The sequence below is a fragment of the Sporocytophaga sp. genome (genome assembly GCF_017745095.1).
GTDB lineage: Bacteria > Bacteroidota > Bacteroidia > Cytophagales > Cytophagaceae > Sporocytophaga.
Map to the genome: position 1 here is coordinate 23,206 of NZ_JAGHZZ010000029.1, position 15,658 is coordinate 38,863.

12 protein-coding genes are annotated in these 15,658 nt (G+C 37.8%); 9 read left to right on the forward strand and 3 right to left on the reverse strand.

Features of this window, described 5'->3' with window-relative positions; all coding sequences use genetic code 11:
* Positions 1–62 precede the first annotated feature (62 nt).
* A complete protein-coding gene (locus tag J7604_RS24245) occupies positions 63–1,409 on the forward strand; it encodes an ATP-binding protein (RefSeq protein WP_293902246.1) in 1,347 nt (448 codons plus the stop codon).
* A 415-nt stretch (positions 1,410–1,824) separates the two neighbouring features.
* On the opposite strand, the gene J7604_RS24250 is transcribed toward J7604_RS24245, so the two are convergent.
* Positions 1,825–2,232, reverse strand: coding sequence for a transposase (locus J7604_RS24250; protein ID WP_293902249.1), 408 nt, complete (start codon positions 2,230–2,232; stop codon positions 1,825–1,827).
* A gap of 472 nt (positions 2,233–2,704) precedes the next feature.
* On the opposite strand from J7604_RS24250, the gene J7604_RS24255 reads away from it, so the two are divergent.
* Positions 2,705–7,045 (forward strand): DEAD/DEAH box helicase, encoded by a 4,341-nt coding sequence (locus J7604_RS24255; protein WP_293902251.1) that lies wholly within the window; start codon positions 2,705–2,707, stop codon positions 7,043–7,045.
* Positions 7,046–7,305: 260 nt separating this feature from the next.
* On the forward strand, positions 7,306–7,503 hold the full coding sequence (locus tag J7604_RS24260; protein WP_293902286.1) for an AraC family transcriptional regulator: 198 nt from the start codon (positions 7,306–7,308) through the stop codon (positions 7,501–7,503).
* Positions 7,504–7,506: 3 nt separating this feature from the next.
* Here J7604_RS24260 and J7604_RS24265 read toward each other — a convergent pair whose 3' ends face one another.
* Together J7604_RS24265 and J7604_RS24270 are read right to left on the reverse strand one after the other, a co-directional pair.
* Positions 7,507–7,830, reverse strand: a complete 324-nt coding sequence (locus J7604_RS24265) for a nuclear transport factor 2 family protein (protein ID WP_293902253.1) — start codon at positions 7,828–7,830, stop codon at positions 7,507–7,509.
* 21 nt (positions 7,831–7,851) lie between these two features.
* A complete protein-coding gene (locus J7604_RS24270; RefSeq protein WP_293902256.1) occupies positions 7,852–8,643 on the reverse strand; it encodes an SDR family oxidoreductase in 792 nt (263 codons plus the stop codon).
* Positions 8,644–8,770: 127 nt separating this feature from the next.
* On the opposite strand from J7604_RS24270, the gene J7604_RS24275 reads away from it, so the two are divergent.
* The 6 genes from J7604_RS24275 to J7604_RS24300 all read left to right on the forward strand — a co-directional run bounded on the left by J7604_RS24275 (position 8,771) and on the right by J7604_RS24300 (position 15,596).
* On the forward strand, positions 8,771–9,160 hold the full coding sequence (locus J7604_RS24275) for a helix-turn-helix domain-containing protein (RefSeq protein WP_293902259.1): 390 nt from the start codon (positions 8,771–8,773) through the stop codon (positions 9,158–9,160).
* 250 nt (positions 9,161–9,410) lie between these two features.
* Entirely contained in the window at positions 9,411–9,482 is a 72-nt protein-coding gene (locus tag J7604_RS24280) for a hypothetical protein (protein ID WP_293902287.1), read from the forward strand.
* A 215-nt stretch (positions 9,483–9,697) separates the two neighbouring features.
* Positions 9,698–10,618 (forward strand): hypothetical protein, encoded by a 921-nt coding sequence (locus J7604_RS24285; RefSeq protein WP_293902262.1) that lies wholly within the window; start codon positions 9,698–9,700, stop codon positions 10,616–10,618.
* Between the two features lie 428 nt (positions 10,619–11,046).
* Positions 11,047–11,679, forward strand: a complete 633-nt coding sequence (locus J7604_RS24290; protein ID WP_293902265.1) for a pyridoxamine 5'-phosphate oxidase family protein — start codon at positions 11,047–11,049, stop codon at positions 11,677–11,679.
* 162 nt (positions 11,680–11,841) lie between these two features.
* The gene (locus J7604_RS24295) at positions 11,842–13,734 is read left to right on the forward strand and encodes a DUF3857 domain-containing protein (protein ID WP_293902266.1); all 1,893 of its coding nucleotides are present in this window, start codon (positions 11,842–11,844) and stop codon (positions 13,732–13,734) included.
* A complete protein-coding gene (locus J7604_RS24300) occupies positions 13,734–15,596 on the forward strand; it encodes a DUF3857 domain-containing protein (protein ID WP_293902268.1) in 1,863 nt (620 codons plus the stop codon). Before J7604_RS24295 ends, J7604_RS24300 begins: the two co-directional genes overlap by 1 nt.
* Positions 15,597–15,658 lie beyond the last annotated feature (62 nt).

Below are 15,658 nucleotides of genomic sequence, written 5' to 3' on the forward strand. Positions count from 1 at the left end.
CAGTAAGGGAAAAACATTTTTCTGAATAATAACTTAATGTTAAGTAAAATTTATTCTTCGGCATGAGAATAACTTATTTAAATACTTTTACTTTCGTTCATATCATAGTTTTTATCATTTTCATTCTGGTTATTACCAAGTTTTATAAGGAATCTAAAGAGTTATTGGGCAATTTCAAATGGGTATCTCACACCTATACTGTTCTTAATAATCTGGAGCTTACTGCGACCCACATTTCCGATATGGAAACAAACACATTGGCTTTCTATCAGACAAACTCTCCACCGTTCCACAATTCCTTTATTCAGGATACAATTGCTATATACAATACAGTATCAAAAATTCAAACCATTACAAAGGATAATCCAACTCAGCAAAGGAACTTAGATCAGTTAGACTCTTTATTAGATCAAAGAATCAGTGAACTGGTTACTTTTATTCAATATCGGAAACACCACGAGATTAATAAGGAGACAATAGAAACAGAAGCAGAAAAAATAAGGTCAGATAGCACTAATCTGGCAATTATTAATCTTCTTAAACATATGAAAGGGTTGGAGGACTCTCTGTTAACTGAAAGAGAAGACAGAGCGATCGTAAAAGTAACCCAGATTCAAAATCTGTTTATTACAATTGCTATAGGTACTTTTGTTATTGGCTTGATTTTTCTTTTTGAAGTCAGAAGGGACTTAAAGCAAAAAAGAAAAATTCAGGAAGGATTGAGAAATTTAGATAGAAATAAAAATCTTTTTTTTTCTATTATAAGTCATGACCTGCGTGGGCCGATAAATTCTGCATATAAATTAGCTGAGTTTTTAAATGGTCACAACAATGAGATTGATAGGCTAAAAATGGCAGAGATGCTCCAGCATTCGATTAAAAAAGTGGCTACTTTACTGGATGAGCTTCTTGAGTGGGCCAGGCTTCAAATGAATAAAATCGATTTTAATCCACAAGTGATCGATCTATGTGAAATAGTTGACGAAGTTATAGAAAGCCTTAATGATATGGAAAAGAATAAAGGCGTTGTTATCATTAATAAAATAAATAATTGTACTGCTTATGGAGATCTTTATATGACTTCTACCATAATCCGAAACTTACTAACAAATGCAATAAAGTTTTCAATGGAAAATAAAAGCATATATGTTTCTGGTCAGCTTTTGGAAAATGGCCTTCTGGAAGTTAAAGTTATTGATGAGGGGATAGGGATGAGTGAAGATTCAAGAAATAAATTGTTCCGATTAGATGTAAGACAAACAACGAAAGGGACAAAACAGGAATCCGGTTCGGGTTTAGGCTTGATCATTTGTAAGGAATTTGTTGAGAAACAAGGAGGCAAAATCTGGGCAACCAGTGTTGAAGGAAATGGTAGTAAATTTTGTTTTACGTTGCCATCAAGAAAATAACTGCTGCTACACAATTAAGGTATAAAAGATGTTGATCTGACTCCCCGGCCGGTGTCTGCACCGGACGGAATCTCATCCGTGGCCTGTGACTCACGTTAGCTTATGCAAGTTTAGAATTACATAATTTGTAATTAAAGTAAATTAGCAACAGTTTGAGCAACAGCAAGACTATTTCTGGAATATTTTGTTCCTGTTGCTCAAACTGTTGCTCTCACTTCCCCAGCCGGTGTCTGCACCGGACGGAATCTTTCAATCACAGCTTAACCAAAATATTCTCTGTAATCTGTGATAAATGAATATCTTTTATCACCTTCCAAATAAAACGATGCAGATGACCACTGATAATCTTCCGGTCTTTTTACTAAATTCCATTTTACCCCTAAAGGATTATTATGAATATAATCTATCTTTTGTTCTACTTTTTTTTACTATTCATTAGTATTGCCATTGGATCTCTTTTCCATATCCTATAATCTCTTTCCTTTGTCTTTTCAATAAAATGATCCAAAACCTTGGGATGATTGTCTTTCAAATCCTTCACAAAATGATGGGCTGTAATCTTATTAAAACTTGCACTTGGTTTTTCCTTTCCGTTTAACTTGTTTAGTTTCCAAATCAAATGGGGATGATTCGGCATAATGACAAAACAATAAATAGTTACCAATCCTTTCTCGACTTGTTCTTTCATTAGATCAATAATAAATTCCTTGTACTTGTCAGGAGAGAGCAATGATTTCCAATCTTTAATTGTATTTGTCCAAAAGTAAACCTCCTCAAGATTCATCTGGGAGATACGACGTTCTTTTAATAAAAAATTATCCATGATTTTTAGCTGGTTAAATCCAAAAATAAAAAGGTGTGATAAATAAAAAAAGAGACCAAGTTATTATTTAATGCAGCACTTTTGGTAAGATTCCGTCCGGAGCAGACACCGGCCGGGGAGACGCAAGACTATTTCTGGAATATTTTGTTACTGTTGCTTAAACTGTTGCTCTCTTTTCCATTATTAGTTCTCTTTTATATAGCAGGGAAAACTATTTTTTTACTTGTCTCATCACCAGGCCGGGGAGGTGGACAAGCATTACACCTTAAAAAAATCCTGTTATCATTATAATCCATCACGTGGTTATAATATTTAACTATTTGATTAACAATGATATTTTTTTAATGCTTAATCCCGATTAAAATTTATCTGTTTTTCAGGAGTTTATTTCACCCTTATTTTGTTTTGAAAGGTAAGGTTTCTTTTCTCATTAAAATAAGGTAACTTTTACCATAAACGATCGGAAAAACTAATGCTATCGGACAAATTTCATCCTGCTGTTGCTTCCTGGTTTACCCAAACCTTTAGTCAGCCTACCAATGTGCAGACTCAGGCCTGGAATGAAATTAAAAAAGGAAAATCGGTATTAATTGCAGCACCAACAGGATCTGGTAAAACATTGGCTTCTTTTATGTCTGCTATTGATGATCTTGTAAAGCAAGGATGCAATGGTGAACTGGAGGATGCAACCCAAGTCATCTATATTTCGCCTCTTAAAGCCCTCAGCAATGATATAGAAAGAAACCTCCAATTGCCATTAAAGGGAATATCAGAAGAACTTGTCAAATCGGGTTGTCCGGATGTAAAGATCAGAGTTGGAGTGAGGACTGGCGATACAACTAGTGTTGAGCGAAGTTCCATGATACGGAAACCTCCTCATATCATTGTAACTACACCTGAATCTCTTTATTTATTGCTTACAAGCGTCAATGGAAGAAAGATTCTTTCAACCGTAAAATCAGTCATTGTAGATGAGATACACAGTATTGTAGGCAGTAAAAGAGGAAGCCATTTGTCTTTGTCTCTTGAACGACTTCAGCATCTTACAGGAAACAAATTGATAAGAATAGGTATTTCAGCTACTCAGAAACCAATAGAAAAAGTAGCTGATTTTTTGATGGGGAATGCCCGAAAGAGACCATGTAAGATCATCGATACAGGGCATAAAAGGGCAATGGATCTTACCATTGAAGTTCCAGGTTCTCCTCTTACATCAGTAATGTCCCATGAAGTCTGGGGAGAAATCTATAACAGATTAGAAGCATTAATTCTTGAACATAAGACGACGCTTATTTTTGTCAATACAAGAAGGCTTGCAGAACGACTGGCTCTGCATTTAACTGAACGACTTGGTCCTTCTGCTGTAACTGCGCATCATGGTAGTATGTCAAAGGAACAAAGGTTTGATGCAGAGCAGAGATTAAAATCAGGAAGTTTAAAAGCTTTGGTGGCCACATCCTCTCTGGAGTTAGGAATTGATATTGGTTTCGTAGATCTTGTTTGTCAGATAAGTTCTCCAAGGTCCATTGCCGCTTTTCTTCAAAGAGTGGGACGCTCAGGTCACTCCGTGGAAGGTAGGCCGAAAGGCATGTTGTTTCCTCTGACAAGAGATGAGTTGCTGGAATGTACTGCTATTTTCGATTCTGTCAGAAGAGGTGAACTGGATGCTATCGTGATGCCTGAAAAGCCTATTGATATCCTCGCCCAACAGGTTGTTGCAGAAGTAGCTTCGGAAGAGCAGGATGAGGATGCTCTTTTTGAAATGCTTCGAAATGCTTATCCATTCAGGGACCTTTCAAGAAAAGAGTTTGATGAAATCATCAACATGCTTTCAGACGGTTTTACAACCAGAAGAGGTAAAAGAGGTGCTTATATTTTTCATGATGTAGTTCATAAGAAACTCAGAGCTAGAAAAGGCGCAAGATTGACAGCCATCGTAAACGGCGGAGCAATCCCGGATAATTTTGACTTTGATGTTATAAAGGAACCGGAGAATATTTTTGTAGGAACATTAAATGAGGATTTCGCGATTGAAAGTTTACCCGGAGATATTTTTCAGCTGGGTAATGCTTCCTATAGAATTACAAGGATAGAAAATAGTAAAGTAAAAGTTGAAGATGCAGCGGGTCAGCCTCCTTCATTGCCATTCTGGCTGGGCGAAGGCCCTGGGAGAACAACAGAATTGTCAGATGCCGTATCAAGAGTTCGAGAGACAGTATCTGATCTTATTGGTGAAGTGGATGAATTTTCATTAAAGGATGATAACAACAATTCCTGGAAAACCAAAGGAATTGAATGGCTGGTAAATGAAGTGGGACTTTGCGAAGCAGGAGCAGACCAGCTGGTGACTTATCTCGCACTATCAAAGGTAGCTTTAGGAACAGTGCCTACTCAGAAAAGACTGGTATTAGAACGCTTTTTTGATGAAGCAGGTGATATGCATCTCATTGTACATTCTCCTTTTGGGAATAGAGTAAACAGAGGTTGGGGATTGTCTTTAAGAAAAAGATTTTGCAAGAAGTTTAATTTCGAGTTACAGGCCGCAGCAACAGAAGATGCTATAATCCTTTCGTTGGGCTCTACTCACAGCTTTCCACTGGAGGAAGTTTTTAATTATCTGAAAGAACAATCTGTTGAAGAAATATTAGTTCAGGCCTTGCTTGATTCTCCGATCTTTGAGATCAGATGGAGGTGGAATGCCAGTGTAGCGCTTGCAGTTTTACGAAGAAGAGGCGGACAAAAGATGCCTCCTCAGCTGCAGCGCATGCAGTCAGAGGACCTTGTTGCGCTGGTATTTCCGGATCAGTTGGCTTGCTTTGAAAATATACAGGGCGAAAGAGAAGTACCTGATCATCCTTTGGTAAATCAGACCATCCATGATTGTCTTACAGAAGCAATGGATATTGATTTATTGAAGGATGTATTGAAGAGAATAGAGAAAAGAGAAGTTGAGCTTGTAGCTAAAGACCTTCGGGAGCCATCTCCGCTTGCTCAGGAAATACTCACCGCCAGGCCTTATGCATTTCTGGATGATGCTCCACTTGAGGAAAGAAGAACCAGAGCAGTATTGAGCAGGAGATGGCTGGATGCTTCAGAAGCTGAAGATCTTGGCAGACTGGATGCTGCTGCGATTGAACTTGTAAAGTCAGAAGCCTGGCCTGTAGCCTCATCACCGGATGAATTGCAGGATGCATTAAGCATGCTTGGATACATCACTGAAGAAGAAATGAAAAGGGGGGATGGAAGATTTCCATGGGATGAGTTCTTCCAGGTCCTTACCAAAGAGCAGCGTGCAGGCATATTTAAAACTTCCAATGGTAATAAGCTCTGGATTTCAATTGATCGGATTCCGCAATTTGAATCGATTTATAAGAACTTCAAATTAACCCCTTCTTTGCCTGTTCCTGAAAGGCTCAGGGAAAAGAAGTGGACGAAAGAAGATGCACTAAAGGAAATAGTCAGAGGAAGGCTTGAAGGTCTGGGACCAGTGACGGAAGAGGAACTGGCTAGTGAAATGGACATTTCCCAAAGTGACATCAACTATGCAATGCTCACATTAGAGCAAGAGGGATTTGTATTCCGGGGAAAATTTAATCCTGCAGCCACAACAATTGAATGGTGCGAAAGAAGGCTTTTGTCAAGGATACATCGGTATACGCTCCAAAAGCTCAGGAAAGAAATTGAAGCTGTTTCTCCTGCAGATTTTATGAGGTACCTTATTGAATGGCAAGGCTTGTCTTCAGAGCAGGCAGAGGGGCCACTAGCGGTAGAAGCTGTTCTTTCAAAGCTGGAAGGATTTGAAGCTTCATCTGCAGCATGGGAATCGGAGATACTTCCATCAAGAGTTGCAAATTATAATCATACATGGCTGGACTTTTGCTGTATGAGCGGGAAATATGTCTGGGGAAGAATAGGTAAGACAGATGGTTCTGTTAAGAAACTTAACTCACCGATCAAGACCACTCCGGTCATGCTGGTTTCAAGAAAAAATGCTGAAGTATGGAAATATGATGCCGGCAATAACAATGCTCCAGAGCTTTCTGCAAAGGCTATACAGGTAGTAAACTTTCTTAAAGAACGAGGAGCTTCTTTCTTTGAAGATATTGCCATAGGAACAAGATTATTCGATTCCCAGACAGAGGAAGCGATTGCAGAGCTTGTCTCGGCAGGTATTGTTAGTTCAGATAGCTTTACCGGACTTCGTGCTTTATTGGTTCCATCAAAATACAAATTGGAATCCTCTACACGAAGGACAGTACCATTTACCATGAGTGATTCAGGAAGATGGAGTCTTATCAGGAACGAATTCCATGAAGAACCTTCCAAGGATAGATTTCTCGCAATGACCGCCAATGTATTATTGAAACGTTATGGTGTTGTATTTAGGAAGCTTGCAGAACAAGAATCAATAATGCCACCGTGGAGGGACTTAGTCAGAACTTTCAGGAAAATGGAAGCCCGTGGCGAAATCAGAGGAGGACGGTTTGTGGATGGCGTTTGGGGAGAGCAGTTTGCTTTGCCGGAAGCTGTCACCATGTTAAGAGATGCCCGTAAAAAAGAATTAAATAGATCATTGGTTGTCGTTTCTGCCGTAGATCCATTAAACCTGACGGGCGTATTGCTTCCTGGAAAAAGAGTTACGGGATACTTTGGAAACAGAATATTATTGAAAGATGGCGTACCTGTGGCAGTGCTGGAAGGCGGGGAAGTGAAGTTTTTACAGGAGTTTGAAAAAATGGAAAAATGGGAGCTCCAAAACCAGCTTATCCGTAAGAATATTGCTCCTGAATTACGAACTTATCTTGGAGTATAATTTACGGATATGAGTTAGTTATGTGAGTGCCTTTGCAGAGGGACAGCCGTGGGTTTGAATCACAATTGATTGAGGAGCGATCAATATCCTGCGGCTGATCAATCCCAGCATAGATAGCGTCCTTGCCAACTTCGATGTTCCGGGCAAGATCGATCTGATCGATTTTATGCAGCGCAATTATATGTTTAACATGCCGCTCGAGACTGGGCTACTTAACCGGTTGAAGCCTGTCTACCTTTAACAGAGACTTTAAAAAACTGATTAGTACCACGCCTCAAAAGTGGCTAACGGATAAAAGACTGGAACTGGCTTACTATCACCTGGTCGAAAAAAAGAAAAAACCGACTGAGATTTACCTCGAAGTCGGTTTTGAAGACCCCTCCCATTTTTCCTTTATTTTCAAAAAGAAATATGGGGTCTCTCCCAATCAACTTTCGCCAAATAGATTTAAAACCTGATCATCAGTTCGTTATTTTTAAAGACCGAATCAGGCCATCAGCAAATGCGAAATGGAAATTGAGTAGTATCGGACTGCCCTCAAATGTTCCTGAAATCTTAGCACTGAGCTTACCCGTATCGTCAGTTGTCGAATACTCAACAGGCTCCATAACGGTATTGTACTTTTCGTTTGTTTCTTCTTTCCAGGCTTTGATCTCATCTCTTCCCCGATGGTTCTTGCCTTCATCAAACACAACAGCATCTGGCGTAAAACAGGCTACATAGGCGGCACTTTCACCGGCATTTTGTGCCTTTACGAAGGCTGTAATAAGATTTGGTAAATTCATGGTTTTAGTATTTTGTTATCATTAAATAGTTGGGATGGTTCCCCCATCGATTACATATTCGGTTCCTGTTAAATATCCTGCCCTTGGCGAAACTAAAAATCCTACAAGTTCTGCAACCTCTTCCGGTTGAGCTGGCCTGCCGAATGGTATGCCGCCTAAGGCATCCATTACGCTTTGAGTTGCCTGCTCAATCGTACCATTAGCGCTGACAGCAATTCTTTCCATCATCCGGATTGCAGAAGTGGTCATGATCCATCCGGGCGAAACGGTAAGCACACGGACACCTTTTGGTGAAACCTCGTTGGACAGGCTTTTGCTGTAATTGATCAACCCTGCTTTTGCCGCGGCATAAGGCAAGGTAGAATCGTATAGGGGAAGTTTACCCTGTATACTGGCGATGTGAATAATGACCCCATTTCCCCTGTCGATCATTTGCGGCAGGAAGCCTCTGTCCAAGCGGACCGGCGCCAGCAAGTTCGCATTGAGGGTAGCAATCCATTGTTCATCAGTCAATACTGCAAAACCACCCCCCGGAGTTTCTGAACTGCCCATGTTGTTGACCAGAATATCCAGCCTTCCAAATTTCTGCAAAATCTCCTCTACCACTTTTTGAATCCCGCCCGGCGTACTGAGGTCTGCAGCAATAAAATATAGCTGATCGTTTTGTTCTTCAGGCTTGTTTCTCGCACTGACTGCAACCGTTGCTCCTGCACTAAGCAAACGTTCTGCTATGGCTTTGCCAGCTCCCTTAGTGCCACCAGTTACTAATGCTATTTTCCCTGACAACTCGTTATCCAAATTAAACGTTTTCATAATAAATCATTTGTTTAGGGCAAATTTCAGATATACAGACAGCCCTTGCAAGTGCGGAAAAGCGAATCAGATAGGGATAAATTTATCCCATATTTGCCATTTTGTTCTATAACCATAAATTTGCGCTATGTACGAAAGGAAAATACCAGTAAACCTGAATTGTGGATTGGATTTAATTGGCGAAGTACTCTATGGCAAATGGAAAATCCGTTTATTATGGTTTATCAATGAAGGATTTCAGCGCCCAAGCGAACTGCAGCGCAAAATTCCGGATGCATCAAGAAGGATCCTCAATATGCAGTTGAATGAACTGGAAGCCCATGAGCTGATTACCAAAGTTATTTATCCCGTATTGCCACCAAAGGTTGAGTACAGCCTGACCGAGTTTGGCAAGACCCTGATTCCGATCATTGGTGCCTTGGGCAAATGGGGCGATGACCATGAAGAGCACCTTAAGGAGGTCATTACCAAAAGAATAAATGCCATTTCTGCGGGAAAAAATTCAACCATTCACTAAGAAAGTTTAAATTTCTTTATCGCTCACATCGTTTTAGCGTCTAGGAAAGGCTTTCGTTTTTTTGCTATTGAAAGCCAAAGAATATGCGAGGTCTTAGTGAGACGCCGAGATAAGAATAGTAAAAATCGTCATCCGATAGCTATCATTCGCCGAAAAATTCTGCTAGAAATTTCCAATACAGTTCTTTCGCTCACCGGTAAATCTGCCCGCGAGGTTCGGCTTCCCGGATGATATGAAACTGCGTTCCTGTATGACCCTGTTCTCAGTGACAAAAGATGCCGATTCGGTATTTAAACCGGTTTTGGACAAATATCCAATATAGAACGGGAATCACCTTAAAACCTGCCATTTCGAGCGCTATTTTGAGCACATCCAATATCGATTCGTCGGTGTCTTGCACCAATTATAGTTTCTGCCATATACTAATGACCTTTAAACAACAGCCTAAATTTTGGTAAACTATACATTTGGTATTCTGATTTAATAAATTTATTTGTTAGTTTTAGTTTTTGAACATCAAGAACCACCAGAAACTAAATGTTGACATACGGTATTACTCCTCCTAAAGCAAAAAATTCAGAAGAACGTATTCTGGAAATTGCAGAGAAGCAGGTAAGTAGGATTAAGGGCCTGGGAGCGGATGCGCTTATCATTTACGATATTCAGGATGAATCTGACAGGATTGCAGATAACAGACCCTATCCATTTTTACCTACGCTGGATCCTAAAGTTTATGCAGATGTTTATCTTAAAGAATTAACCCTTCCTAAAATTCTTTTCAGGTCAGTAGGAAATTATTCACCGGAACTTCTGAAGACTGAGCTTACAGAGGCTTGTAACAATCAGAAGTATGTGTTTGTCGGGGCTTCTTCACAAAATCAAAAGGTGCAACTGACGCTGGAGGATGCCTATCAGCTATGTCAGAATGCTAATAGTGACATTCTTCTGGGTGGTATTATGATTCCTGAAAGACATCAAAAGAAAAATGATGAACATTATAGAGTAAAGAATAAGATCAGCAGTGGTTGTGAGTTTTTTATTTCTCAGGCTGTCTACCACAGCGAGGCATCAAAAAACTTTCTTTCAGATTATTACTATCTTTTTGAAACAACATCAGAAAAGATGAGACCGATTATTTTCACACTGACTTTATGTGGTTCACCTAAAACTCTTGAGTTCCTTAAGTGGCTTGGAGTTTCGGTACCTAAGTGGGTTGAAAATGAATTACTGAATTCTAAAGATATTCTACAAAAATCATTTGATGTCAGTTATCAAATATTTAAAGAACTACATGAATTTGCAATGGATAAGAATATTCCTATAGGCTTTAATATTGAAAGTGTTTCTATTAATAAGGAAGAGATTGAAGCGTCTGTAGAGTTGTTTGAAAAGGTAAAAAATGAATACAGAACTGTACAGCCCAGACATAATATACTCGCAGATACGGCAACGTTTTAAAGATTTTAATTACTAAATTTTGAAACACCTGCCGAGTTCCGGCAGGTGTTTTTTTTATTAATAGGATTAGTGTTTTTAATTCCTGTCATTAAGGTATTGAATACGGCAATTTATATTACGTCCCATTATAATAGTTTTGTCACTTTTCTCCTTGATGAGAAAAGTAACCAAAAGAATCAAGGGCTGTGAGGAAATTTGCTAAAATTTCAGCTCGTTTCGCTAAAAATTTTGAAACTCGTCCTCCTGCGTCGGACTCAAACATCAAAATTTTTGGCCGCTTCACTCACTGAAATTTCTTAACGCAATTTCCTCAAGGCCCGGTCCGATAAGCAAAAGAGAACTAAAGCATTAATCCAATTTATTAAAGAGTTATTAATGAAATGTTAGGCAGCATCTGATATGCTGCGATAAAGTTTAAATTTTTCAATATGCAAAAGACAGAAAAAACAACCCCGAGCAGATACGCTAATCAGCGTATGCATTATTCAGAAGAAGTGATCTTCCCGATATTGGATGATGCATTGTTCTGCATTGTCAGCTATTCTTTAAACAATGAACCGTACTCCATTCCGACAGCCTTTGTAAGGGAGGGTTCAAAGCTTTACATTCACGGTTCTGTAGGAAGTCATTTTTTGAGACAACTGGCACCCGGGACTCCGGTTTGCATTTCAGTAATGCTAGCAGATTCATTGGTCGTGGCGAAGTCTGCATTTCACCATTCAGTGAATTACAGGTCTGTGATCATATTTTCCAAAAGTGAACTCATTGATGACTATGAACTTAAAGCTGATTTTTTTAAAAAACTGACAGAGAAAATGGTACCGGGAAGCTGGGGTTATCTTCGTCCTATGAAAGCAAGTGAAGTCAATAAAACAATGCTTATTGCCTTTGAAATTAATGAAGCATCAGCAAAAGTAAGAAACGCTCCTCCAAGTGACGATGAAGAAGATAAGGACCTTCCTATTTGGTCTGGTCTTATTCCGATTCCACCTAAGAGACTGGCGCCGATACCTGATGAGTCAAGTAAAAATATACCGTTACCAGACCATCTTAAACAATAATACTTTGTGATATAATCACTTATCCGATAATATAAAATTTGGCTTTTGATTGCAGTGAATTCCTGTTCAATAAGAGCCATCTTTTTTTTACATTTGTTCTATTCTTTTGAATGATGTCCAATCCGGATGTCTATTATTTTTATGGGGATTAATAAGATTAAAATGAAAAAGTTAATTGCATTGCTGTTACTTATCAGTGCAGCTGTTACAAGTCAGGCCCAGCATTCATTAAAATGGGGAAAGCCAAGTAAAGAAGAAATTCAATTAAAGGTCTGTAGTTTTGATAGTTCGGCCAATGCTGTAGTATTAGCAGCAACAGGTGATATTAAGTTTATAAATAATTTTATCTATCTGGAAATATATAGGAAAATTAAGATACTTAGTTCAAAAGGTTTGGATTATGTTACAGTTGAGATTCCTTATACAGTCAAGAATAACCTGGATGACATTCAAAACCTAAAAGCTCAGACTATCAATTTTGAAAATGGCATTCCGGTTATCACACAGTTAAGCAAAGATCAGATCTTTACCCAAACCCCGGAACCAGGCGTTGAAGAAAAGAAATTTACTTTCCCGAATGTTAAAGAAGGTTCTATAGTAGAATATAAATACACCATTGTAAATCAGAGATTTTATTTTTTAAAAGACTGGCATTTTCAGAATAAAATTCCAACAATATATAGTGAATTAAAAGCTGAGATTCCCAGAAATCTGGAATATAATGTCATACTATCAGGCAAGTTGCTTCTTGATAAATATAATGGTGCATCACCCAATGGCAATACATGGTCGTTAAATAATATTCCCGGGTACGAACATGAAGACTTTGTCTATTGCTATAAAGACTATATCAATCAGATACAGTTTCAATTGAAAAGTTATTTAAAATTTGATTTTAATAGAGTCAATAATCAAAGTGTCTTGCAAAGCTGGACTGAACTTGCAATCGACGTTACTGACGAATATTCTAAATACTTAGAAAAAAAAGGAATAGCAAGAGATCTACTTAATCAAATCATAGATTTAAAAGACTCCAGAGAAGATGCATTAAAGAAAATTTACCAATTCGTTCAGGCTTTTAAAACGACTGATTACGACTTGTTTCCTGTTCAGAATATCTCGGATCTGATAAGATCCAGAAACGGAAACTCGGCAGAAATAAATCTCTTGTTGTGCTTATTGTTGAATGAAGCTGGTATTCCTGCAAATCCTATTCTAATATCTACTAAAAATCACGGCAAAGTAACTAAGCAATTTCCTCAAATGGATCAGTTTAACCACGTGATGGCTGCAATTCCAGGAAAGGATAGTAGTTATGCATTTTTAGATGCGGTGAGTAATAGTTCCAATTATCATCACTTGCCTCCAAGTCATATAAACTATTGGGGATTTATCGTGGATGGGGCTCGTAGCCGATGGTTAAAAATGGATTATCGTACAGAGAGCAAAGAAAACTATCTCATTAATTATAATTTAGAACCTGGCGGTGTTAAAATAAGCTTTAGCGGAAAGTATAGCGGATATGCTGCCAAAGAAAAGCGAGAAAACAAAATAAATAAGACTGTCAAAGAGCCCGTTTTTTCATTGGAAAATGAATTAATCAAAAAGGATAGTTCCTCTTTTCTTAATCTCGAAAATGAATACGAAGATTATTCTGAAAACTACTATTACTCTTCTTCTGTCAGGCCAGCAGGAAAGTTGTTTCTTAATCTGAATCTGTTTGAACAACAAAACCCTTTTAAACAGAAAGAAAGGCAATTTCCAGTCGAACTAGAGTTTCCATATAGCATCAACAATACAATTAATATTAAATTATCAAAAGGAGATACGGCTACTGTGATTCCAAAGAATTTAACTTTAGTTCTGCAAGATGAAGGAATTCAGTATGGGAAATTTATTTATAAAACAGCTGAGAATAATAATAATATAAAGGTCTTTATCAAATGGGAAATGTCTGAAACCATTATTCCTCAGAATTTTTATAGTTTTCTTAAAGAGTTTAATAATAAAGTAATCTCTAAGTTGAACGAGCCAATTGTTATAGAAAGGAAGTAATGAAATACCTTGTATTAATTTTAACTGTTCTTCTTCAGTTTAAAAGCTTTGCTCAGACGAGCAGATTGCCCAATGCAATAATTGAATATAAGCATGCGGAATATACTATTAAGGATGTAAACAATGTTCATCTTAAGTATAAATTCAAAATACAGATTCTGAATGCTAAAGGACAAAAGTATGGAAATGCATACATCAATACAGACAATGAATCAAAGCTTAAGTCCTTTAAAGCTACGATTACTGATGTGCTGGGCAATAAGGTTTACTCTGCGTCAAAGTCTGATCTGGTAGAATTTCATGTTCAGGAATATTATACTTTATATTCTGATAATAAAGTAAAATACAAAGAACTGAACTATTATCAGTATCCCTATACTGTAGAATATGAATATGAAGTAGATTATAAAGTTTTCCTTGGTATTTTTTTTTCGGTTATAGAAGATTATGGCCTGCCTACAGGAAAGGCACTATTAACTGTAAAGACAGCTAAAGGAATAGACTACCTTTATAAGACCAATCAGTTTGAAGGTAAGGAAGATCGGAGTGTTATGGATGATATGAATGTATGTACCTGGAAAAGTGAAACAGTTCAGGCTATGTACGAAGAAAGCTTTGCTCCATCTTTTTGGATAAGCGCACCTTCAATATATATAACTCCTCAAAAGATCAATTATAACGGGTATTCAGGTTCTATGGATTCCTGGAAGAACTTTGGCAAATGGTCCTGGACATTGTTGGAGAACAGAAACGAACTTCCTGAAGAAACCAGAAAGTTAATTTTAAAACTTACCGAAACAGAACCTGATACTCTAAAGAAAATTCGTATACTTTATAAACATCTTCAACAGTCGACAAGATATATCGGTGTTCAGGATGGAATAAGAGGTGTTCAGCCTTTCCCGGCTGCATATGTTGACCAGAATAAGTATGGTGATTGCAAAGGCTTGTCCAACTATATGAATGCAATGTTATCCGTTATCGGAGTAAATGGAATATATACTGAAATAGGGCATGGGAAAAACCAAATAATCAGGTACGAAGATTTTCCTAGCTTCTATCAGACCAATCATATAATTGTTGTAGTACCATTAAAGAAGGATACTGTCTGGCTTGAATGTACAAGCAAAGAGTATCCATTTGGTTATATAGGAAAGGGGAACTCAGATAGAAAAGCACTTGCCATTACATCCTCTGGTGGTAAATTGATAAATACACCTGTTTATACGCTTGAGAATAATATCAGTAATATAAACGCTTCCATGCAAATTCAAGAGAATGGCAGTATGGCTTGCAATGCCAGATATACAAACTCAGGGGTTATGTTGGATGAGCTGATAAGGATAAGGTCATTGGATAAAAAAGAACAGGAACAATACCTGCTTGATAAGTTTCCTTCAAGGGAATTAACGGTAAAGAAATATTCAATTAAGGAAACTTCTGATGTTTATCCTTCTATGACTTTTGATGTTGAAATGGAGGAAATGGAATTTGCTTCTAAAACGGGAGATATGATTTCCTTTACTCCGAATTACCTCAGGAGATTTAAAAATCCTTTTAATTCTAATGAGGAGAGAGTTAATGACATTCAGTCAGATTACAGCTTTCAGGAGCATGATACTGTTACCATAACACTTCCAGAAGGATACATGGTCGAGCATCTGCCTGAACCGAAAACTTTGGACACGGAATTCGGAAAATTCAAAACGGAATTTATTCAAAAGGGAAATCAAGTAGTTTATATCCGCCACTCAATCAGGCTTAAAGGCAGGTTTTCAAAAGATAAATATGTTGCTTTAGTTGATTTCTTTAAACAAATCCAGGTTGCCGATCAACAGAAAATTTATTTGAAAAGGAGATAAATATCCAATCTTCGTTAACTTATCCTGAATATTTCGGTTTATTATTTATTTTAGGCGATCAT

Coding starts and splice junctions, on each gene's coding strand:
- J7604_RS24245 (WP_293902246.1), top strand. CDS start 63: ATGAGAATAACTTATTTAAATACTTTTACTTTCGTTCATATCATAGTT.
- J7604_RS24285 (WP_293902262.1), top strand. CDS start 9,698: ATGTTGACATACGGTATTACTCCTCCTAAAGCAAAAAATTCAGAAGAA.
- J7604_RS24300 (WP_293902268.1), top strand. CDS start 13,734: ATGAAATACCTTGTATTAATTTTAACTGTTCTTCTTCAGTTTAAAAGC.
- J7604_RS24275 (WP_293902259.1), top strand. CDS start 8,771: ATGTACGAAAGGAAAATACCAGTAAACCTGAATTGTGGATTGGATTTA.
- J7604_RS24295 (WP_293902266.1), top strand. CDS start 11,842: ATGAAAAAGTTAATTGCATTGCTGTTACTTATCAGTGCAGCTGTTACA.
- J7604_RS24290 (WP_293902265.1), top strand. CDS start 11,047: ATGCAAAAGACAGAAAAAACAACCCCGAGCAGATACGCTAATCAGCGT.
- J7604_RS24255 (WP_293902251.1), top strand. CDS start 2,705: ATGCTATCGGACAAATTTCATCCTGCTGTTGCTTCCTGGTTTACCCAA.
- J7604_RS24265 (WP_293902253.1), bottom strand. CDS start 7,830: ATGAATTTACCAAATCTTATTACAGCCTTCGTAAAGGCACAAAATGCC.
- J7604_RS24250 (WP_293902249.1), bottom strand. CDS start 2,232: ATGGATAATTTTTTATTAAAAGAACGTCGTATCTCCCAGATGAATCTT.
- J7604_RS24270 (WP_293902256.1), bottom strand. CDS start 8,643: ATGAAAACGTTTAATTTGGATAACGAGTTGTCAGGGAAAATAGCATTA.